This window comes from Methylobacterium komagatae (genome assembly GCF_042661665.1).
In the GTDB taxonomy this organism is placed as follows: domain Bacteria; phylum Pseudomonadota; class Alphaproteobacteria; order Rhizobiales; family Beijerinckiaceae; genus Methylobacterium; species Methylobacterium komagatae.
In genome coordinates this window covers 5,372,453-5,391,788 of the sequence record NZ_JBHSWN010000001.1, presented here as the reverse complement: position 1 = coordinate 5,391,788, position 19,336 = coordinate 5,372,453, and the positions used below count along the sequence as shown (strand labels likewise).

At 71.2% G+C, this 19,336-nt stretch carries 16 protein-coding genes and 7 pseudogenes; 8 read left to right on the top strand and 15 right to left on the bottom strand.

Annotated features, from left to right (window positions below):
* Positions 1 to 40 precede the first annotated feature (40 nt).
* Both ACFQE0_RS26650 and ACFQE0_RS26645 read left to right on the top strand, forming a co-directional pair.
* Positions 41 to 403, top strand: coding sequence for a hypothetical protein (locus ACFQE0_RS26650; RefSeq protein ID WP_238233847.1), 363 nt, complete (start codon positions 41 to 43; stop codon positions 401 to 403).
* Positions 400 to 2,145 (top strand): methyl-accepting chemotaxis protein, encoded by a 1,746-nt coding sequence (locus tag ACFQE0_RS26645; protein WP_238233848.1) that lies wholly within the window; start codon positions 400 to 402, stop codon positions 2,143 to 2,145. Before ACFQE0_RS26650 ends, ACFQE0_RS26645 begins: the two co-directional genes overlap by 4 nt.
* Positions 2,146 to 2,210: 65 nt before the next feature.
* Here the strand turns inward: ACFQE0_RS26645 and ACFQE0_RS26640 are convergent, their stop codons facing one another.
* The 8 genes and pseudogenes from ACFQE0_RS26640 to ACFQE0_RS26605 all read right to left on the bottom strand — a co-directional run bounded on the left by ACFQE0_RS26640 (position 2,211) and on the right by ACFQE0_RS26605 (position 8,568).
* Entirely contained in the window at positions 2,211 to 3,287 is a 1,077-nt protein-coding gene (locus tag ACFQE0_RS26640) for a patatin-like phospholipase family protein (RefSeq protein WP_238233849.1), read from the bottom strand.
* A 47-nt stretch (positions 3,288 to 3,334) separates the two neighbouring features.
* Complete coding sequence (locus ACFQE0_RS26635; protein WP_238233850.1) at positions 3,335 to 4,513, bottom strand: zinc-dependent alcohol dehydrogenase; 1,179 nt, start codon at positions 4,511 to 4,513, stop codon at positions 3,335 to 3,337.
* Between the two features lie 83 nt (positions 4,514 to 4,596).
* A pseudogene (locus ACFQE0_RS26630) lies at positions 4,597 to 5,597 on the bottom strand (SDR family oxidoreductase).
* A gap of 45 nt (positions 5,598 to 5,642) precedes the next feature.
* On the bottom strand, positions 5,643 to 6,314 hold the full coding sequence (locus ACFQE0_RS26625; RefSeq protein WP_238233852.1) for a DUF1989 domain-containing protein: 672 nt from the start codon (positions 6,312 to 6,314) through the stop codon (positions 5,643 to 5,645).
* Positions 6,304 to 7,008 carry a guanitoxin biosynthesis heme-dependent pre-guanitoxin N-hydroxylase GntA gene (gntA, locus tag ACFQE0_RS26620; protein WP_238233853.1) on the bottom strand — a complete coding sequence of 235 codons (705 nt, stop codon included), beginning with the start codon at positions 7,006 to 7,008 and terminating at the stop codon, positions 6,304 to 6,306. Before gntA ends, ACFQE0_RS26625 begins: the two co-directional genes overlap by 11 nt.
* Positions 7,009 to 7,117: 109 nt before the next feature.
* A complete protein-coding gene (locus tag ACFQE0_RS26615) occupies positions 7,118 to 7,993 on the bottom strand; it encodes a type 1 glutamine amidotransferase (protein ID WP_238233855.1) in 876 nt (291 codons plus the stop codon).
* Positions 7,994 to 8,008: 15 nt separating this feature from the next.
* Positions 8,009 to 8,251, bottom strand: coding sequence for a hypothetical protein (locus ACFQE0_RS26610; protein ID WP_003604884.1), 243 nt, complete (start codon positions 8,249 to 8,251; stop codon positions 8,009 to 8,011).
* Between the two features lie 146 nt (positions 8,252 to 8,397).
* Complete coding sequence (locus ACFQE0_RS26605) at positions 8,398 to 8,568, bottom strand: hypothetical protein (protein WP_003604883.1); 171 nt, start codon at positions 8,566 to 8,568, stop codon at positions 8,398 to 8,400.
* Between the two features lie 223 nt (positions 8,569 to 8,791).
* Here ACFQE0_RS26605 and ACFQE0_RS26600 point away from each other — a divergent pair, with 223 nt between their 5' ends.
* Positions 8,792 to 9,628: an HWE histidine kinase domain-containing protein gene (locus ACFQE0_RS26600; protein WP_287741859.1), complete on the top strand. Its 837-nt coding sequence runs from the start codon at positions 8,792 to 8,794 to the stop codon at positions 9,626 to 9,628.
* Between the two features lie 249 nt (positions 9,629 to 9,877).
* Here ACFQE0_RS26600 and ACFQE0_RS26595 read toward each other — a convergent pair.
* The 5 genes and pseudogenes from ACFQE0_RS26595 to ACFQE0_RS26575 all read right to left on the bottom strand — a co-directional run.
* A pseudogene (locus ACFQE0_RS26595) lies at positions 9,878 to 11,413 on the bottom strand (sensor domain-containing diguanylate cyclase).
* A gap of 119 nt (positions 11,414 to 11,532) precedes the next feature.
* A complete protein-coding gene (locus ACFQE0_RS26590) occupies positions 11,533 to 13,011 on the bottom strand; it encodes an HWE histidine kinase domain-containing protein (protein ID WP_283205964.1) in 1,479 nt (492 codons plus the stop codon).
* Between the two features lie 104 nt (positions 13,012 to 13,115).
* Complete coding sequence (locus ACFQE0_RS26585; RefSeq protein ID WP_378975713.1) at positions 13,116 to 14,297, bottom strand: ATP-binding protein; 1,182 nt, start codon at positions 14,295 to 14,297, stop codon at positions 13,116 to 13,118.
* Between the two features lie 60 nt (positions 14,298 to 14,357).
* Positions 14,358 to 14,534 (bottom strand): annotated as a pseudogene (locus ACFQE0_RS26580) (PAS domain-containing protein); the annotation flags it as partial.
* 218 nt (positions 14,535 to 14,752) lie between these two features.
* Positions 14,753 to 15,394: pseudogene (locus ACFQE0_RS26575) on the bottom strand (MASE4 domain-containing protein); the annotation flags it as partial.
* Positions 15,395 to 15,852: 458 nt separating this feature from the next.
* On the opposite strand from ACFQE0_RS26575, the gene ACFQE0_RS26570 reads away from it, so the two are divergent.
* From ACFQE0_RS26570 to ACFQE0_RS26560, 3 genes and pseudogenes are all read left to right on the top strand, one after another.
* Positions 15,853 to 16,098 (top strand): hypothetical protein, encoded by a 246-nt coding sequence (locus ACFQE0_RS26570; RefSeq protein WP_003604877.1) that lies wholly within the window; start codon positions 15,853 to 15,855, stop codon positions 16,096 to 16,098.
* A 157-nt stretch (positions 16,099 to 16,255) separates the two neighbouring features.
* Positions 16,256 to 16,453, top strand: a pseudogene (locus tag ACFQE0_RS26565) (response regulator); the annotation flags it as partial.
* Positions 16,454 to 17,046: 593 nt separating this feature from the next.
* Positions 17,047 to 17,271, top strand: a pseudogene (locus ACFQE0_RS26560) (LexA family protein); the annotation flags it as partial.
* Here the strand turns inward: ACFQE0_RS26560 and ACFQE0_RS26555 are convergent.
* A pseudogene (locus ACFQE0_RS26555) lies at positions 17,254 to 17,502 on the bottom strand (FAD-dependent oxidoreductase); the annotation flags it as partial. The pseudogenes ACFQE0_RS26560 and ACFQE0_RS26555 sit on opposite strands and share 18 nt — an antisense overlap.
* Before the next feature lie 699 nt (positions 17,503 to 18,201).
* Between ACFQE0_RS26555 and ACFQE0_RS26550 the strand changes: the two are divergent.
* Positions 18,202 to 18,456, top strand: a complete 255-nt coding sequence (locus ACFQE0_RS26550; RefSeq protein WP_378974986.1) for a hypothetical protein — start codon at positions 18,202 to 18,204, stop codon at positions 18,454 to 18,456.
* Entirely contained in the window at positions 18,453 to 19,064 is a 612-nt protein-coding gene (locus tag ACFQE0_RS26545) for a GSU2403 family nucleotidyltransferase fold protein (RefSeq protein ID WP_174804895.1), read from the top strand. The genes ACFQE0_RS26550 and ACFQE0_RS26545 overlap by 4 nt, the downstream gene beginning before the upstream one ends.
* A gap of 18 nt (positions 19,065 to 19,082) precedes the next feature.
* Here the strand turns inward: ACFQE0_RS26545 and ACFQE0_RS26540 are convergent, their stop codons facing one another.
* Positions 19,083 to 19,301: a hypothetical protein gene (locus tag ACFQE0_RS26540; RefSeq protein ID WP_147025445.1), complete on the bottom strand. Its 219-nt coding sequence runs from the start codon at positions 19,299 to 19,301 to the stop codon at positions 19,083 to 19,085.
* Positions 19,302 to 19,336 lie beyond the last annotated feature (35 nt).

Sequence of the window (19,336 nt, the reverse complement as noted above, 5' to 3'; positions counted from 1 at the left end):
TGTCGGGTCGGCTAGGACGGGGGCGGGCATGAAGGGGCGCATGACACGAGACACGTCCACGACACTCCCGCCGCTCCGGGTCGCCGCTTTGACATGCGCCCTGGTCGCCGGCTGCGGCCTCGCCCCGGTCGCCCTCGCCCTCGCGCCACGCCCCGGCGAGCCCGTCGCGGTCCTAACCCTCTTCCCCGACGCCCCAATCCCCAAGGCCGTCGCCGCCTCGGGCGCCTCCATCCTGTGGCTCTCCACCGGCGGGCACGTCGCGGTGCTCGACGCCTCCGGGGGCGACGCCGCCGCCGACCTGCGCCGGGCCGGCGCCTTCATCGTCCTCGCCGCCGGACCCCTGGGCGCCTGCCTCCCGGGCTACCGGCCTCCCCCGATCCTCACCGGACCATCCCCGTCATGACCGACAGCGGCAGCCTCGACCGCCTTCGCCTCGCCTTCCTGCCGGTGATGCTCGGCGCGCTCGGCGTGCTCGCCGTCATCGTCACGGCATTCGCCTGGTGGCGAGACGTCATGCCCGTGCCCGTGACGGTCCTCGCGGTCCTCCTGCCCGGCGCGACCCTCGCCGCCGCCCGCCGGCACGGGGCGGCGGCCATCACGCGCCACCTCTCGTCGGCCTCCTTGATGATGCTGGTCGGCCTGCTGGTGCTGGCCGCCTCGGGCACGCACCTGCAGATCGACCTGCACATGGTGTTCTTCGCCGCCCTCGCGGTCGCCGCCGGCTGGTGCTGCTGGTCGTCCATCCTCATGGCGGCCGGCGTCGTGGCCGTCCACCACCTCGCGTTGAACGTACTCTACCCAGCCGCGGTGTTCCCGAACGGGGCCGAGTACCTGCGCGTCGTGCTGCATGCCGTCGTCCTCGTCACCGAGGCCGCCGCCCTGGTGCTGGCCGCCCGCCAGCTCGCGAAGGCGCTAGCCTCCGCAGAGGCGGCCACCCGGCAGGCCGCCGACAGCGTGCTGGCGCAGCGCCGCGCCGAGGCGGCAGCCGGCCAGGACCGTAACCTGGAGGCCCACCGCCAGCGCCGCCTCGGCGAGGTCGTCGCCGAGTTCCGCGACGCCCTCGTCGAGATCGAGCGCACGGTCGAACGCGAGACCGGCGGCATGCGCGAGACCGCGCTCGCCCTCAGCGGCGTCGCCGAGCATTCGAGCCGTCAGGCGGCCGCCTCCGAGGCCACGGCGTCGGCGACGGCGCAGAACGTGCTCTCGGTCTCGGCGGGGGCCGAGGAACTCAGCGCCTCCATCTCCGACATCGCCGGCCAGACGGAGCGGGCGAGCCAGCTCATCGCGCGCATGACCGAGATCGCGCGGAACACGAACGAGGAGGTCGAGCAGCTCGCCGTCGTGGCCGACCGCATCGGCACAGTCATGGGCCTGATCAAGTCGGTGGCCGACCAGACCAACCTCCTGGCGCTCAACGCCACCATCGAGGCGGCGCGCGCCGGCGCAGCCGGCCGCGGCTTCGCGGTGGTGGCCTCGGAGGTGAAGGCGCTGTCGGGCCAGACCATGCGGGCGGCCGACGAGATCGTGTCCCAGGTAGAGGCCATCCAGGCCTCGACGCGGCGAACCGTCGGCTCCGTCCACGCGATGGCCTCGGCCACGCAGGAGGTGAACGCCCTGACCACGTCGATTGCCGTGTCGGTCGACCAGCAGCGGGCGGCGACGCAGGAGATCTCCCGCACCGTGGCGCAGGTCGCCCAGGGCAGTTCCGAGGCGCACGCCGGAGCCGTCTCGGTCTCGCAGGCCACCCGGGAGACGCAGCGGCACGCCGACAGCGCCGTGTCCGCGTCCGAGTCCCTCAAGGCGGTCGCGGCCGACCTCGCGCGTTCGGTGACCCAGTTCGTGCAACGGGTGACGACCGACCTGGAGGAGCGCCGCGGCACGGTTCGTGTCGCCGTCGACGAGGCGGCCTTCCTGCACGTGCGGGGGCGGCGGCATTCGGTCCGCCTCGCGGAGGTCTCCTCCCACGGTGCCCGCATCGCGGGCGCTCCGCAACTTGCGCCCGGCGAGGCGGTCGAGTTCGAGACGGCCGACGGGGGGCGCACGCCGGCGGCGGTCGCGTGGAGCGAGGGCGGCACGGCGGGGCTCGACGTCCGCGCCGGCTTGCGCCACCCGGCCCTCGAAGGGGGCCTCGGCGTGGCGGCCTGACGGGAGCCCGCGCCTGGCCGGCTCGCCGACCGCCACGAGGTCGGCTACCTTCGGCACCGCCGACGTTACGCCACCGCGGAAGCGGCCCGAGGCTCCGCGGCTTTCCGGGTGCCGAGGCTGTCGGGAAGGGTGAGATACTCGAAGCGGCCGCTCGCACGCTTGTCCGCCCTCAACAACCCCAAGCCACGCACCGCGTCCCTTCCGCCCGCGGCCCAGCGGTCGCGGATGGACGAGGGCGAGAAGTCGAAGCTCTTGGCCGCGAGCTCGTCGGCACCGGCCTGATAGACGAGGTGGAGCAGCGTCACCGCCGGTCCCTCGGGATCGAGCCGCTCGCGCAACTCGTACTCGCGCCTGAGGCCTGCAACCGCCCGGCGCGGCGCGCTGGCGAAGATGAGGTCGTTGGCGCGTTCCAGCACCGCGTCGAGGGAGGCGGGACGCGGCGCCCGCAGGGAGAACAGGTCCGAGGCGATGCAGAGGAGGTCCCGCTCGGGCTCGGTCTCGAAGAGCGGGTCGAGGGGCAGGTTGTTGGTGTAGCCCGCGTCGCACAGGACGCGCCCGTCCACCTCCACGGGCGGGAAGGCGGGCAGGATCGCCGTGCTGGCTAGGATGTGCTCGGGCCGGACCTCCTGGCGGGCGGTGTCGAAGTAGACCTCCTCGCCAGTCTCGACGTCGACGCAGCCCACCGTCAGGCGGGTGTCGCCCCTGTTCAACCACTCGAAATCGACGAGGCGCTCCAAGGTCCGGAGAAGCGGCCTGTTGTCGAACAGGGCCACGTCGTTCGGCACCCATGGCAGCGCCGACCATGGGCCGGGCAACCGGTGGCCGAAGATGCTCGGGCGTCCCCAGGCGAGCGCCAGGAGGGCGTGCAGCCCGTTGTAGACCTGGCGCGGCTTGAGCAGCCCGGTCGGGCTCGGGCCCGTGGCCTGGGTCGCCTCGTCCCAGAACATCCGGAGATTGGCGACCCTGTCCTCGGGGGCGTTGCCCGCGACGATGGCGGCCGTCACCGCGCCGATGGATGCGCCTACGACCCAATCGGGCCTGAGCCCATGTTCGTGCAGCGCCTCGTAGGTCCCGGCATGGTAGGCGCCGACGGCGTTGCCGCCGGCAAAGACCAGGGCGAGGTCGCGTGTGTCGTCCACCATCGTGCCTTCGTGCGTTGAGGCCGTTCGCGGCCGGGACCCGGCCGGCGTCAGCCGTGCGGCTTGAACACCACTTTGGTGCAGTTGTCGGTCTTGTCGCGGAACGCTTCGTAGAGTGCCGGCCCTTCCTCCAGGTTCGTGGAGCGATGGCTGATGATGAAGGAGGGGTCGATCTCGCCCTTCTGGATGCGCTCCAGGAGCGGCTTCATGTACCGCACCATGTGGGTCTGACCCGTCTTCAGGGTCAGGCCCTTGTTCATGAGCACGCCGAGGGCGACGGGGCCCACCGGACCGGCAAAAACACCGGGCATCGAGACGTTGCCGCCGGGCCTGCAGGCGAGGATGGCCTGGTTGAGCGCGAAAGGCCGCTCCAGGCTGACCGTATGCTCCATGATGGTGGAGGAGACCTTCTGGAGCGTGGTATCGGCCCCGTGCGATTCCATGCCGACCGCCTCGATGACCGAATCGGGCCCGAGGCCGTGGGTCATCTCCATGAGCGTGTCCTGCACGTTCTGGCTCGACAGGTCGATGGTCTCCGCGCCGGCCTCGCGGGCGAGCGCCAGGCGCTCGGGCACGCTGTCGATGGCGATGACGCGCTTGGCGCCCAGCAGGTAGCAGCACTTCACCGCCAGCACGCCGACCGGGCCGCAGCCCCAGATGGCGACGGTGTCCTCCGGGCCGATGTCGCAGTGCTCGGCGGCCTGGTAGGCGGTCGGGAAGATGTCAGAGAGGAACAGCACCTGCTCGTCGGTGAGGCCCTCGGGGACGACGATCGGCCCGACGTCGGCGTAGGGCACCCGCAGGTACTCGGCCTGCCCGCCGGCGAAGCCGCCGGTGATGTGGGAGAAGCCGAACAGGCCGGCCAGCGGGTAGCCGTAGGTCTCGGCCTGCAGCTTGCCGTTCGGGTTGGTGCGCTCGCAGCAGCTCCAGTTGCCCCACTTGCACTGGCGGCACTCGCCGCAGCAGATGGTGAAGGGCACCACGATGCGGTCGCCGACCTTGAGCGTGTGGTTGTCCTTACCGACCTCGATGACCTCGCCCATGGTCTCGTGGCCGAGGACGTCGCCGCACTCCATCGTCGGCATGAACCCGCCCATCAGGTGCAGGTCGGAGCCGCAGATCGCGCAGGCGGTCACCTTGATGATGACGTCTCGCCCATGCTCGATCTTCGGGTCCGGCACCGTCTCGCAGGTGATCTTGCCCCGGCTCTGCCACGTGAGTGCTTTCATGGTCGGTCGTCTCCGATCGTCGCGTATCGGGTCGGTAAGAAGGTCGGTCGCGGCTCGGTTCCGGCGCGGCGAGGCACCCAAGGTCAGCGATGGCGCGGCCTGGATCGCGTGCCGAGGATCACGGCGGCCGTCGCGGCCAAGCCTGCTGCGAGCACGCCGGCCGTCGCGAGCGGATGCAGGGTCGCCCGGGTGTAGGCGCTGGTGCGCATGACGTAGACCGGCGGGTCCCCGCGCACCTCGCCGGCATGCCGCGGGGCGTGCAGGGCGCCCTGCGGATCCCGTGGAGGCTCAGACCGCTTCTGCAGCGCTATGATGGCCGGCGCGAGCTCGTCGTAGGCGCCCGGCGCGAACTCCTTGCCCATCACGAACAGCTTGCCGCCGCCGCCCACGACGATGTCGCGCTGCGGGTGCACGGCGGCGTGCAGGATGGCGTTGGCCACCTCCTCGGGCGGGTAGATCGGCGGCGGCAGGGTAGGCTGACGGTCCATGTAGTTGCGCGCCCTATTCGGTAGGGGCGTGTCGATGGAGGCGGGCTTCACCAGGGTGACGGAGACCGGTGCTCCCTCGGCGATGGCTCCATGCGCAACGTGTCGGTGAAGCCCTTCACCGCGTGCTTCGAGGTGGCGTAGAGACCCTGGAACGGGAAGGCGAGGTCGGAAGCGATGCTGCCGACGTTGATCAGCGCCCCGCCACGCTGGCGCAGGTGCTCCGCCGCGACCAGCGAGCCGTTCACCGTCCCCCAGAGGTTGGTCTGGATGAGGCGCTGGTGATCCTCGTAGGCAATCTCGCTTAGGGGGCCGTAGACGGTCAGGCCGGCCACGTTGACCCAGGTGTCGAAGCCGCCGAACGTCGCGATGGCCTTGTCGGCGATGGCCCGGACGTCCTCGCGACGACCCACGTCGGCCACCACGTAGGCAGCCTTCGGGCCGAGCTCGGTGGCGACTTGAGCCAGGACCTCCCCGCTGCGGGCGGCGAGGACGACCCGGGCGCCGCGCTCGGCGGCCATGCGGGCGGTGGCCAAACCGATGCCGCTCGACGCGCCGGTGATCACGATGACCTGCTCGCGCAGCGGCTTATGCGTCATGTCCGGTTCGCTCCTCGCCGGCCCCGGGGTGGGGGCCTGGCGAGGCTACGCGCCAGGAGGCAAAGCGTTGCGGTCGGCGACGCTTTCGCTCGCCCCCTCACTTGGTTCGCCTGGGCGGCCACGCTCGATCCGGTAGTGGATGGGCTTGAAGCTGCCGTTGTTCGATTGGAGCGCCGAGCAGGCGGTCAAGCCGATGACCAGGTCCCTTTCCGCCTCGAAGGTGATGTGGTCGCCGGCCCGGCTGAGCGGCGGCTCGACCGTGAACGTCCCCGTCGCACCGTCCACCGGCACGTTCATGAAGCAGTTGAACGCCACCGGGATGCGGTCGGCGGCGACCCCGTAAGGGGCGAGTGCGTGCGCGAGGTTGCCGAAGCAGCCCCGGTGCGGGTCCGCGTCGCCGTAGATGATGCGGAAGGTGTCGGCCGAGCACGGCGTCAGCAGGAAGTCGTGCCGACCGACCGTATCCTCGACGATGCGCAGAAGCACGTTCGAGCGGTTCGAGTAGAGCGGGTCGCCGGTCGTCAAGTAGATCCGGCTCGCGTAGTCGAGCGTGCGACCGGAGGAGATCACCTCGTCGAGGTCGTGACGGTTGAAGGCGAGGAGGTCGGCCACCTGCTCGCCGCGCGGGTCAATGACGGTGAGGCGGTCGCCCTTGTCGAGGGTGAAGGCGACGCCCGAGCGCGGCGCGATCTCGTGGGTGCCGGCGTCAGCGCACATCGGCGCCCCCGGGGTTCGCGCCACGCGGCCGGAAGGGGCACCGCCAGCCCGCGTCCACGACCCGGCCGCTGTACTGGCGCGCCTCCGATATCTCACCGTGCCGCGCCAGCATCGGGTTGACCGAACCGGCGAGCGCCTCGTCCCGCTGCAGGATGGAGGAGCGCAGCTTCTCGTAGCGGCCGGCCGCGCGGAGCTGCTCGAACTGGGCATGCAGGTTGAACACCAGGGCGGGCGAGGAGAACCGGCGTGCCGGGCGGCTGGCATGCGGGTGCAGCCCGACGACGAAGAACGCCTCGCCGGCGAAGCTCAGGGAGAAGTGCGGGCTGTCTGGCTCCTGCGCGACGCGACCGTCCCAGGGATGGCCGAGCCAGGCATCCTTGTCGGCGAGCGACTGCACCCGGTCCCAGAGGTGCCGCTCGAAGCCGGCCTCGTCGAGGTCGCCGGGTCCCTCGAAAATGACGGCGAAGCTCTGGGAGAGGTCGGGCCGGCGGCGGTAGCGGGCCGCGAACGCCATCAGCGCCGGGTAGATGCGCATGTCGTCCCAGGCCGAGGTGATGTCGCGGGCGACCAGGACCCGCATCTGGCCCTTGGTCAGCGCCGACTTGGCTCCGACGCAGGGGAAGCCGGCATCGCGGATGAAGGCTCGGAAGGCTTCGGCCCGAGGGTGGTTCTGGTCGTCTCTAGGCAGTTGCATCGGAACTCGGCACGCACGTCGCATGGATGGCCGCGAAACCCGCGTGGGATGGCGGGGCCTCAGGCAACGGCGCCGCCTCCGCCGCGTTCCGCGCGGCCTCGGACCGGTCCTAGCTATCCACAGCCAGCGGTCTCCCCCGCCCGAGGGCCTCGACGAAGTTGCGCATCTCCGTCTGCCTGAGGCGCTCGTCGGTGACCTGCTCGTCCAGGCCGAGGCGCCAAGCGAGGTCGCGCCGTGTGGGATCCGCATGCAGGCCGTCGACCTGCCACGCGTAGGCCTCGACGTCCTCCCCGTCCCGCGCGAGGCCCGCCTCGACCAAGCTGTCCGCTTGGCGGCGCAGGGCGCCGGCCACCTCGTCGAGGCCGATCTCGGGGTGGTACTGCACGCCCCAGAACACGCCGCCATCGAAGCGGATCTCGGCGGCCTGCACGGCGGTCAAGCGATTGCCGGCGAGCAGGGTGGCCCCCGGCGGCAACGCCTCGACCTCGTCCGTGTGGATGGCGGGCGCGTCGTAGGCGGCCGGCCGGCCCGCCAGAAGCGGGTGCGCGCGACCTTCCCCGGTCGGCGTGATCCGCCGCGCGAAGCCGGCCTCCAGCCTCCGCGCGTTCGGGCGCACGCTGCCCCCGGCCGCGACGGTGGCGACCTGCAGCCCGGCGCACGAGCCGAAGGCCGGCGTGCCGGAGGCGAACACGGCCCGCATGAAGGCGACCGTGCGCCGTGTCTCGGGTGTCTCCTCGTAGAGGTGCAGCGGCGAGCCCGTGAGGAGCACCGCGTCGTAGCCCGTGAGCGACAGGCCTGGCGGGAGCGCGGCATCGGTGTCCGCGGGCTGGATGCGGTCGCACGCGGCGTCCGGCACGAGCCTGTGCAGGATGTCCAGGTAGGTCTCGCCGGAAGACCGACCGACGCTCTCGCGACGCTTCTCGCGGGCCTGCTGGGTCTCGCTCTCGGCTACGAGGAAGCGGAGCGGCGGGTGGGATGATCGCACGATTCCGACGTGTCCTCAGTTGCCGCGCGGCATGGGGAGCCACTGCTTCAGGTCAGACGATCCCAAAGAGGTCCGTGCGGCCGAGATAGCGCCGAGGGTCTCTCGCGAGGCGCCCGCCGTCCGGGCTTCCACGTCGAAGGCCTGTAACCGCCGGAACAGCGCGACCTCCAGGTCGGGGAAGGGCGGCGAGGGGCGAAAAGCCATCATCTCGTCGAGGCGCCGCCGGTAAGGGCGGCCCTGTTCATCTCGGTCCGGCACGGTAACCCTTGCCTCGTCGGTCGGTCCGGCTGTCCCAGCAAGGCAGCGCCGCCTGGATCAACCTCGGCGGCACCGAAACGTCCTGGCCCCGCACCTGCGGCATGCGGCCCCGGCTACGCCGCCCCGACGTCACGCGCCGCGCCGGCTTACTTGCCCTTGCCGCCCTTCTTGCCGAGCTCGGCCTGCGCGGTCGAGGAGGTCCGCGGGTTGGACTTGCCCTCGTGGCTCGCCTTCGCGTTCGCCTTCTTGGCCGTCGCGCTGCCGTGCCCCCTTCTTATCCGCCATGCCCGCCTCCATGAACCGGGATGGGAAGTCATCGCCGGCCGCCGCGTTCCACGGCAAGGCCCTGCCCCGGGGCGATGATGACGTCCGTAACGACGGGATCCTCGTCGCCGGCCTTCCCGCCTGGGACGATGGGGCGCAGCGCTGGGCACGAGGCGCGGCAACTCGAGACCCGCTTCCAGGTTACGCTCCCGGGACCTGTCGAGGGTCTCGTGAGGTTCGAGAGCCGACACGCGACGGCTTATCCTGGAGGGTGGGGTGGCCGGACGTGTCGGGACGGGAACGGGTGCGCCGGATCCCAGGCTGCTGCGCGCGGCGGTCGAGGCCACCGGCGAGGCGATCCTCATCACCTCGGCCGACATCGACGAGCCGGGTCCGCGTATCGAGTACGCCAACCCGGCCTTCACCCGCATGACAGGCTACGAGGCCGAGGAGGTCCTTGGGCGGTCCCCGCGCTTCCTCCAGGGTCCCGGCACCGACCGGGCCGTCCTGGACGGGTTGCGCGCCGCCATGAAGGCCGGCGAGATGGCCCAGGGCGAGGCGCTGAACTACCGCAAGGACGGGACGACCTACGTGGTGGAGTGGCTGATCACGCCCGTGCGCGACACCGAAGGCCGCATCACGCACTGGGTCTCCGCCCAGCGAGACGTCACCGGCCGACGCGCCGGCGAGGATCGGCAGGCGTTGCTGGTGCGGGAGCTTCACCATCGCGTGAAGAACACGCTGGCGACGGTGCAGGCCGTCCTGAACGCGACCATGCGCTCGTCGCTCTCGGTCTCCGAATTCACTCGGGCCCTGTCCGGGCGCACCACGTCGCTGGCCCGGACGCACGCGCTGATCACCGAGGATCTCGCCCAAGCCGCCTCGTTCGAGGGGCTGCTGCGCGCCGAACTCGACCCCTACGACGAGCGCGGGCGCCTGACCTTGGAGGGCCCGGCGGTCGTGCTCCCGTCGGAGCTCGCCGTGCCGGTCGGCATGGCCCTGCACGAGCTGACGACCAACGCCCTCCGCCACGGGTCGCTCGCCGCTCCGACCGGTCGGCTCCAGGTGGCCTGGTGGGTCGAGGAGGGACCTGCCGGACGCGCCTTGCGCTAGGACTGGACCGAGCACGACGGTCCTCCGGCCCCGCATCCCACGCGCGAGGGCTTCGGCCACCGCCTGCTCAACAAGGTCCTGGCGACGCAGACACGAGCCGAGGTCGATGTCGACTTCGCGCCGGACGGCCTGCGGGTCTCGGTCCGGATGCCGCTACCTGGCACCGCCGCCTGATGGGCTCCGATGCGCGCCGAGGTCGGTTCCCGGCCCGTTGCCGGCCTCGGCAACCGGATGGGAGCGCGTGCCGGATCAAGCCTGGACCAGGCGCAGGGAAGCTGGCCGTTCGGCGCCTTGGCCAGCCGCCGTCGCGCTCCGGGTCTGGTTGCGTCCGCCTTTTTTGGCGGCGTAGAGCGCCGCATCCGCCGCGCGGTACACCGTCTCCGCCTCCACGCCCGCCCCGCCGACGCCGCCCGCGAGGCCGACGCTGACCGTGACCGAGCCCGCGCCGATGGCCGCGGAGGCGACCACGAGCGTCCCGACCATCGCGTGCACCTTCCCGGCGACCCGCTCGGCGCCTTCCACGTCGGTATCGGGCAGCAGGATCGCGAATTCCTCGCCGCCGACCCGCGCCACGAGGTCGTCGGGTCGGTGCACGCTCGCCGACAGGCAGCGGGCGAGCCCCTTGAGCACCGCGTCGCCGACCGCGTGGCCGTACCGGTCGTTGAAGCGCTTGAAGTGGTCGGCGTCGACGATGAGGAGCGACAGAGGCTTGCCCGTGCGCCGTGCGCTGGCCCAGGCCGTCTCGAACACCTCGTCGAACCGGCGCCGGTTCGCCAAGCCCGTGAGGCTGTCCGTACGCGACAGCGTGGCGAGCTCGGCCTGCATCGCGTCCCGGCGACTCGAGCTCGCGTCCGAACGAGAGCGACAGGGTCGCGGTCAGGCCGCACAGCACCAGCACGATCGCGCCGATGACGGCGGCCTTGGCGCGCCAGCCCGCCTCGATGTCGTCGGTGGCGAGGGCGACGTTGAGCACCAGAGGCAGATCTCCGATCTGGGTGAAGGCGTAGTGCCGCTCGACCCCGTCCCGGACGGAGGTGCCGACGAAGCTGCCCGAAGAGGCGCTCACGAACCGCCTGAAGGTGGGGGCTCCGGCGATGTTCACGCCGATGTCCGCCTCCTCGTAGGGTTGGCGCATGATGCGCGTGCCGTCGCGCAGGTACAGGTTGATCGCGCCCTCGCGGCCGAGGCCGAGCTGGTCGAAGAGCCGGCTGAAGTAGGCGAGCTTCAGGGTGCCGAGCACCACGCCGCCGAAGGATCCGTCGGGCTTCGAGATGCGGCGGCTGAACGGAAGCATGCGCTCGCCCGTCAGCCGGGAGACGAGCGGCCGCCCGATGTGGAGGCCGAGGTCGCCCCGCTCCGCATGGACGCGGAAGTAGTCGCGGTCGGCGTAGTTGCCCTTGCGGGGCGGCAGCGCCCCGGCGTCGACCGCGATGTCGCCGCGCTCGTCGATGACGAGCATGACGCCCATGTCCCGGGCCGTCGCCGAACGGTCGAACAGAACGAGCTGGCGCATCGCCGGGCTCACCGCGTCGAGTTCGGAGGCGCGGAGGTTCTCCTGCACGCCCTGCAGGGACAGGTCGAAGATCTCGACGTTGCGGGCAATGTCCCGCTCGATGACCTGCAGCAGGTTCTTCGAGGTCTGCTCCGCCTGCACCCAGGCGTCGCGGCGCAGGTCGAGCAGCATCAGGCCGGACACGACCAGCATGCCGAGGGGCGCCAGGACGCCGAGCGCGATCCAGGTGCGGGCGGAGCCAGCCGCTTCGCGAGGCGGGGCGGCAGGTCCATCGGCGGGCATTCCCCAGGCGTTCTCTTCGTCGCATGGGTTCTGGCACACGAAGCCTTACGCCGGCATTACGTGTGCGGCGCCGCGGCACGCCGCCGACGTCGATCGTCACCTTCGACGCCTACGCTTGGCTTGCGACGGCGACCTCGGGCGCCGGGGCCTCGACGGTGAACACCACTCCGCCCGGGCGATACGCGATCCGAGCCGTGCCGCCGAGCTCCATCGCCAGTGCCCGCTCGATCATGCGCGAGCCGAAGCCGTTCCGCTTCGGCTTCGCGACGGGTGGGCCGCCGATCTCCTCCCAGCGCAGCCAGAGGTGCGGTGGCTGCCGTCCCTCCACGATCCCCCAGTCGAGGACCACCCGGCCGGAATCGTTCGACAGGGCACCGTACTTCACCGCGTTCGTCGCCAGCTCGTGCAACGCCATCACGAACGCCAGGCTCGCCCGCGGCGACAGCCAGACCTCCGGACCGGCGACGGTGAAGCGCCTGGCGGCGCCGCTCCGGAACGGTTGCAAGGCCCGCTCGACGATCTCGCCCAGCGTCGCTCCTCCCCAATCCCCACGGATCAGGGCGTCGTGGGCCGCCGCCAGGGACGCGAGGCGTGCGTCGAGTGTCTCGCGCGCCTCGTCCAGGCCGCCCGCGTTGCGCAGCGTCTGGTGGGCGATGGACTGCATCGTCGCCATCGAGTTCTTGACCCGATGCGTGAGCTCGTCCGCCAGGAGGCGGCGGTGCTCTTCGCCGCGCTTGCGTTCCGTGACGTCGATGGACACCCCGGCCATGCTCAGAGGCTGGCCCTCCGGGTCGTAGAATGTCTGCCCGCGGACGTGCAGCCAGCGCTCCTCGCCGTTCGGCGTGCGAGCGCGGTACTCGATGTCGTAGTCTCCGCGCTCGGCGATCGAGGTTTGCACCGCCTCCTGCATCCGCTCCCGGTCGGCCGGCACGATGGCGGCGAGCAGCTCCTCGTACGGGAACGGCTCGCTCGCGCTCCGACCGAAGTTCTCCTTGCAGATGTCGGACGCCTCCAGCCGGCGGTCGGCGAGGTCGAGCGTCCAGGAGCCGATCCGGCCGGCCTTGAGGGCGAACCGCATGCGGTCATCGGTCCGGGCGAGCTCCGCCTTGCGCCGTGCGACCTCGTCCTCCAACGCGGCGAGCTCGCCTTGGAGGCGCACGAGCTTGTTCCGCTCCAGCGTGACGTCGAACTGCGAGGCGAAGAAGTAGGTCAGCGCACCGTCGCGGTCGAACACCGGCGAGACCAGCAGGCGGTTCCAGAAGACCTCGCCGTCCTTCTTGTGGTTGAGCAGCTCGATCTCGATGGGCACGCGCCGCTCGATGGCGTCCCGTATTCGGGCGACGTCGTAGGGGTTGGTCTCCGGACCCTGGAGGAAGCGGCAGTTCCGACCGAGGATCTCGTCGCGGGTGTAGCCGGTCAGCTTCGTGAAGGCCGCGTTGGCGAAGACGATGGGATTGTCGGGCCGGTTCGGGTCGGTGACGAGCATCGGCATCCGCGTCGCCCGCACGGCGGCCGCGAACGGGTCGGAGCTCGCGTCCGACCGCGTCAGCTCCGCGTCGATGCGGTCGTGTTCCCGGTAGTCCGTCACGTCACAGCCCGTCGGTGCCCGTACTCCGGGTCCCGGTTCCTGGCATGACCGTAGCACAGGTCCACGACTTGGCGGCAAGCGTGATCGATCGGTCGGGTCGGTGGTCAGACACGCCGTTCAGCCCAGGATGACCCGGAGCTTGTTCGCGGCTCGTCGCGCCGGTAGGGCTTGCTGAGAAGCGGCAGGTCGGCCGGCACGCCCTGCTCGCCGAGCGCCGTGCCCGTGTAGCCGGAGGCGAGCAGCACTCGCAGGCCGGGGCGCAGGCGACGCGCCTCCACCGATAGCTGCACACCGTTCATGCCGCCGGGCATCACGACGTCCGAGAACATGATGTCGATCCGCTCCGGGCCGCCAAGCCGCTCCAGGGCCTGCTCGGCCTGCGTCGCGGTCAGCGTCCGGTAGCCGAGCTCGCCCAGGCTCTCGACGGCCATTTCCAGCACCGCCGGCTCATCCTCGACCACCAGCACCACCTCGCCCGAAGCGGCGCGGCGCAGGGGCATAGGCCCGTCCGGTCGGTTCTGCGCCTCCTTCTCGACCGAGCGCGGCAGGTAGAGCTCGATGGACGTGCCGCGGCTGGCCTCGCTCTTGATCTGCGCGTGGCCGCCGGCCTGCCGCACGAAACCGTAGACTTGGCTGAGGCCGAGGCCGGTGCCCTTGCCGACGTCTTTCGTGGTGAAGAAAGGCTCGAACGCGCGGGCGAGCGTGGCGTCATCCATCCCGTAACCGGTGTCAGAGACCGAGACGAGCACGTAGGCCCCAGGCCGCAGGTCCGGCCGGTCCGCCGTCTCGTGCGGGTCGAGGTGCGCGTTGCAGGTCCTCACCGTCAGCGTCCCGCCGCCCGGCATCGCGTCGCGCGCGTTGACCGCGAGGTTGAGCACCGCGCTCTCGAACTGGCCGGGGTCGAGCCGCACCGGGTCGAGGCTGGCGTCGAGGTCGAGCCGGACCTCGATGGTCTCGCCCACCGCGCGCTGGAGCAGGGCCCGGAAGTCCTTGAGCAGCCGGTTCGGGTTGACCGTCTCCGGCCGCAGCACCTGCCGGCGCGAGAAGGACAGCAGCTTCTCGGTGACCTCGGCCCCGCGCTTGGCCGCCGTCATTGCCGAGGCCGCCAAGCGCTCCACGCGCTGTGCGTTGTCGGGCTTGCGCACGATCATGTCGAGGTTGCCCACGATGACGGTGAGCAGGTTGTTGAAGTCGTGTGCCACGCCGCCCGTGAGCTGGCCGATGGCCTCCATCTTCTGGGCCTGGTTGAGCCGCTCCTCGGCCTCGTGCTGATGTGTGGTGTCCATGACGATGCCGGCCACTGTCCGGGCTTGATCGGCCTCGTCGCGGTAGGCCTTGCCCCGTACCGTGATCCGTCGGATCGAGCCGTCGCCGGCGTGGCGGATGCGGCAGTTGAGGTCGAGGCGCCCGCTCCCGCCCACGCCTTCGAGCGCGGTCCGGACAGCGTCCCTGTCTTCCGGTACCACATGCCCAAGAAAGGTCTCGACGTCCCAGCTCTCGACCGGCTCACGGTAGCCGAAGATCGCGTCGTGCCGCGGGGTCCGGCGCGAGAAGCCGGTGCGCAGGTCGAGCCCCAGTCGCCCATCTCGGCCGCTTCGAGCGCGAGGGCGAGGTTGTCGCGCGCCAGCTGCAGCTCCGCCCTTCGCGCCTCGCGCTCCTGTGCGGTGGCCTCGGCGCGGGCGTACAGGAAATCGACCTCGCGTAGGTAGACGCCCAGCAGGATGAAGCCCGCGACGAGCGCCTCCAGCCGCCCCGTGAACCAGCCGACCGTGCCGCGTGCCGCGCCCGGCAGCGTGATCATGTTGTCGAACACGAGCAGGAGCAGGGAGACGGCCAGCCAGAGCTGCAGGACGGTGCGCAGGCGCGTGGTCCAGCACAGCACTGCGAGGGCGAGAACCGTCAAGGCGACGACGGCCGGGCCGACGCCCGAGGTGGTCAGCAGCCAGTAGTCGTCGCCCTCGACGCACTTCGGCAGGAGGTGGACGTAACGCGTGACGACCACGGCCGTGAGCGCGGCCGCCGCGACCGTCGCGGCTATCGCGAGCAGGGCGACCGCGGCGGCGCGCGCCGGCGCGACCGTCCGGCTGCGCCCGTCGCCCTCCAGGATGGCGTAGGGCAACGCGCAGAGCGGCGGCCCGACATGCCAGAACGTCCAGAGCCAGGTCGTGGTGTCGGGACCGGAGCCCAGGATGCGCCCCGGTGCGAGCACGTTGGGGAAGGATAGCATCTGCAGGAACACGACCAGCGTCACGTAGAGGCTGCCGGTCCCGAGCACGAGCAGGGACGCCGAGCGGGTACGTCGGTACTGGGTGAGGAAGAGGAAGGTCGTCAGGCCGTAGACCACGACCAGGGCCGATTGGTAGACGGGCACGAAGCCCGGCATCGGCGGGATGGGCAGGTTCGCGAAAGGCAGGAGCGCCAGCGTGACCGCACCGGAGACGAGGCTGACGAGGCCGGCGAGCAGACGCTGCCTCAAGCCGGCCCGGGCCGTGGCGAGGGTTTCAAGCGTCGGGTCGGCCGAGGTCGCGTGCATCGCCAGCTCCGTCCCGATGCGCGATGGCCGACCAGCCGGCAACTCGCTCGCAAGGTCGAGGGGTTAGCATGGCTCCGGAGTGGGCGCCATTTGACGGGCTTCCGGGTGCGGATCAACCGGGGGCTCGGCGGCGCCGTCGAGGTTCGGGAGCAGGTTCGCCGTGCGTTGCGGCGGCGGGCTGCTGCCGGTTCAGGGACGCCCGAGCGCGCGACCGGGTTTCGAGCCACGATCCCACCTGCGTAGCCGTCCGGGGAGACCGCGGGCGTCCTCCGAAGTTGTCGGTTGCGAACGTCCCATCGGAGATCCGGATGCCGAATCCCTTCTGTGCCGCGTTCCTGCTCGCCGTCGAGGCGCAGCGGGTCATCGAGTTGCGGCTGGTGCGCATCGCTTGGGGCGGGGCCGAGGCGCAGGCGGAGATGGTGTCGATGGTCGGCGAGAAGATCGTGGCCGCGATGGAAGCCGCCAACACGCTGCTGGCCGGCGGCACCCACTGCCAAGTGGTCGCGCGATACCGGGAGCTGGTCGCGGCCAACGCACGGCGCCTGTCGGCCTGACACGTTGTAGCTCGCCGCGCCATTCCCGCGATCATGGGATCGCCGGTGCCGTCCAGCCGCCCAGCCCCGTACGAGGCCGGGACCGGCCGGGGACGAAACCTTTCGCCTCACGGGCCGCTCGCTGCAATGGTTCGACTGCTTGCGCCCGCCGCCTGCCGGCGGGATGAACGGGCGGCAGATGGCCGACGCCGAGCGCGAGCGCCGTCCGGGCCTGAAGGTCCTGTTCATCACCGGCTACGCCGAGAACGCGGCGGTCGGCTACGGACACCTCAGCCCCGGCATGCAGGTCCTGACAAAGCCGTTCGCGATGGACGCGCTCGGCTCGCGGATCCGGGACCTCATCCACACGCCGTGAGGGCGACCGCCTCGGAACCCGGAGGCGTCCGGGGCCGCGGCATGGCCGCCGCCGGACAGGGCGGCGGGTCATCGTCGTCCCGGCGCCGGGGACGCACGTACCGGCCCAGGTTCGTCAGAGGGCGCGCACACCGACGCGGCAGGGGCGTGCCGACCGGCGCGGCCCTCGCCCCGGGCTCGGCGCCCCGGTCGAGTTCGGCCAGCGCGGACTGCGCCGCATCGAGGGGGACCGGCTCGGCCCTGCTGCCGGTCAGGCAGCGCAGGCCGGGCGCGTTCTCAAGGGCGTTGGCGTCCGAGGCTGTTGTTGAGCGTGTTCCAGGTGCCGTCGAGGAAGATGGCGAGGCGCTTCATGGCGGATACCCCCGGTATCGCGGGACGGAGACGTGAGGCGGTCCGGCCCGCCCCGGCGCAGCTCAACGTCGACGGTCCGGCGACGTTCCTGATGCGTTCCTGGGTGGGTCCGGCAACGGGCTCCAGCGGTCTATCCCCGTTATCCACACCCCTTCACGCCGCATGCCGGAGGCCAAGCTGGGACGCTTGGCGGGACCCGGCCGTTGTGTTCCACTTTTGTTCCGTTGGATTCGGATCGCGCGCATGCAGGTCTCGGGCGTCATGGTCGGGTTGCCGACACCGATCCCCATCCTGGCGAAACCCGTGCGTGCCGGCTTCCCGAGCCCAGCCGACGACTTCGTCGAGGAGGAGATCGACCTGCAGAGGCTGCTGATCGCCAACCGGCCGGCCACCTTCCTGGTGCGGGTTGCCGGCGACAGCATGATGCTCGCCCGCCTCTTCGACGGCGACCTCGGGGTGGTCGACCGGGAAGCCGGATGCCTCGGCGATGCCGACCCAGGCGTTGCGGTCACCCGAGTGCAGCCATTCGCAGCCGAGGTCGAGCGGGTATCCCCCGAGATCCTGGGTGAACGCGCGTCCCCCGAGGCGCGACGAGGCCTCAAGCAGCAGCGCCGCCTTCCCCTGATCCGCGAGCCTCCGCGCCGCGCCGATGCCGGCGGCGCCTGCCCCCACGATGATGACGTCGTACTCGTTGTACATGCGCCGAAGGTGAGATCGAGCATCGCGCGGGACAAGCGGCAGGGCTTGCAGGGACCGGCATCGTTCCAGGCGTTTAGGCGCTGGGCCGGCCATCCATCCAGTGGACGATCCTGGCTTCAGCCTGCTTTGCAGGCACCGCGGACCGTCACAGCCCTGAGCCCCGGCAGGATCTCCGACGGCGTCAGGGGGCCCTGCTCGACGGGGAGCTCGGCTATCTCCTGCATGACGCCGTCCCAGAACTCCTCGACGCGGAACTGGTCGAACTGGTTCTCGACCTGCGCCAGGCGGATCTGAACGTGGCGGCCTCGTCATCAGCGGCCTGGACTTGGGCAGCGAGCGCGGCGTTCCTAGCCTAAAGATCTTGTGGCCTCTTGGCTCGACCACTCCGCGCAGAGACCGCTTGCGAGCGAAGAGCGGCCATTCCAGCGGCTGTGGCAGAAGGTCCGGAAGTGGCGCACAGCAGAACCATCAGCGTGCGAACTCCTGACCCCTTGCGGACATTCAAGCGTGCCGGCCCAGAGGTCTGCTCAGTAGGAGGAAGCGGACCTAGCAGCGGCGGCCACGACATCAGGAGGTTGTGCTACATTAAACGTGGCTTCGCGAGGTGAAGATCATCCCGTCCTTCCCTCGTCGCGCCGGCATGGCCGACCGGTCCCGCGATGGTATCGGCGCCCCCGTCCTGATGCCGGTCGGCGTCCGGTGAGGGTGGGCGCTCTCACCCCCGAGGAGGTCCATGGCGCCGCCTTGCTCGGCGACCGCTACGAGGCGCACCTCGCCCTCCTCTCCTCCGACCCGACGCGGGGCCGCGACGCGGAGCTGGCCCACAGCCGGGGGAGCTTCTCGCCGCCGGACGCGAGTGCCTCTACCTCGGGCTGCCCACCGTCGGGTCGAACACGGCCGCCGTGCTGCGCTAAGCCGCCCGCCAGGGCTTCCTCGGCGACCCGCTCCTCGTGATCGGGCCCGAGGCGCCGATCACCTACGGGCTGGCCGCCGGCTCGCGGATCGGACAGGCCTTTCCTGCCGGCGCGCCGCTCGAATTGGTCGCCGGACCGGAGGACGCCGACACGGCGGCGTTCGACGTCCTCATGACCTTTTGCGGGAGTCCGTACCGGGCATCCCGCGGCAGGGCCGGCCCGGTCAGAAACCCGGCCGGCCACGAGGTGCGCCTGCACCGGCCCGACCTGGGGGCGGAGCCCGAGGGAGCGGAATGGCTTCTCGGCGGCCAGACCGTCGCCCGCGTCGTGGTCTCCGTCGAGGGGATCCCCGCCCAGATCGTCGCGCCGGAACCGCGGACCTTCGCCCTGCGCAAGCTCTGGCTGGCCCGGCGGACCGGCCGTGACCCGGCGGATCGCGAGCGCGACGCCCGTGATGGCGCGACACTGCTCGAAGCGCTGGCGGCGGGAATGCCTGGCTTTCCCCTGCACGAGGGCTTCGCGGGCGCGCTCCCCGGCCCCCTGCGGGAGGTCTTCGACCGCTGGCAGGCAAGGCGGCAACATCCCGCGCCTTCCCCGGCGCGGGACCTCGATATCCCGTCCTCGTCCGTTGCCGCGCCGAGGACGTGAACGCTCCGTCGGGCCGCCCTAGCCGCGCCGGGTCATGTTCATGGACATGCCCTCGCAGCAGCAGCCGCCCTTCTTCCCCTTCGTGGCGCCTTGGTTCATGGCCATGCCGCCCTTCATGCCGGGCTTGCCGCACATCATGGCGCCCTTGCCCTTGCCGCCGCCGCAGCAGGACATCGCCATCGCCGGGGACGCCGCCAGCAGCAGCAGGGCGGCCGAAGCCAGTGCGATTTGCTTCATGGTCTTTACTCCTCGCTTGAATGGGACACCGGAGG